At 72.1% G+C, this 1,022-nt stretch carries 1 protein-coding gene; it reads left to right on the top strand.

Translation table 11 applies throughout. The features are described from left to right. On the top strand, nucleotides 1-982 hold a 982-nt coding region (locus AB0I34_RS44200), incomplete at its 5' end, for an amidase (RefSeq protein WP_360458767.1). Nucleotides 983-1,022 lie beyond the last annotated feature (40 nt).

Genomic DNA, 1,022 nt, shown 5'->3' on the forward strand with positions numbered 1-1,022 from the left:
TCTGGGGGTGCCGCCGGACATGGGCCGCGCCGTACTCTGCAGAGGTGACAGGGACTTTGCTCCTTCCGACATCGGCGGCTCGATCCGCATCCCCGCCTCCCTGTGCGGCCTGGTGGGGCTCAAACCCACCAAAGGCCGCACCAGCTATGGGCCGTCGGGCGGAGAGGGCTGGAGCGGGTTCTCGGTGGCCGGGATGGTCAGCAGGACCGTCAGGGACACCGCCGCCGTGCTCGACCTGATCGCCGGCCTGGAGGAGGGCGACCCCTACACCGCGCCCGCGCTGCCCCGCCCGCTGGCCGAGGAGGTCGGCGTCGATCCGGGACGGCTGCGCGTCGGCTTCGTGACCCGCCACCCGCGCGGCGACGTACCCGAGCACGAGGAGCTGACCGCCGCCGTCACCGGCGCCGCGAACCTGCTGGCGTCCCTGGGCCACCACGTCGAACCCGGTCACCCGGACGAACTCGGCAACCCCGACTTCCCCCACCACTTCGGCGCCCTCGTCGCAGCGAACGTCGCCGCCGAAGTCCAGAGCGTCGGCGCCTGGCGCGGCCGCCCCGTGTCCCTGGACGAATTGGAACCACGCAACCGCGCCATGGCCGAGACCGGCGCCAAACGCACCGCCGTCGAGCACGTCCTCGCCGTCCAGTGGATGGACGGCTTCCGCCGCCGCATGGCAGCCTGGTGGCGTTCCGGCTTCGACGTGCTGCTCGCGCCCTCGCTCGGCGTGCCGCCGTTCCCGCTGGGCTGGCTGCCCCCTGACGACCTCAGCACCGGCTTCGGCCGCACCTCCCACGCCGTCTCCTACACCACCGCCTTCAACGCCACCGGCCAGCCCAGCATCTCCCTGCCCCTGCACAGGACCGCAGCGGGCCTTCCCGTCGGCGTCCAGCTGGTCGCCGCCACAGGCCGCGAGGACCTTCTCGTACGGCTGGCCGCCCAGATCGAATCCGCCCGCCCCTTCGGACATCCGGCCATGCGCTGATCGTTAGGAACCAACCTGGGCGGGTAACACGTTATGTCGT

Origin of the sequence: Kribbella sp. NPDC050281 (assembly GCF_040655855.1) — a bacterium.
Lineage (GTDB): Bacteria > Actinomycetota > Actinomycetes > Propionibacteriales > Kribbellaceae > Kribbella.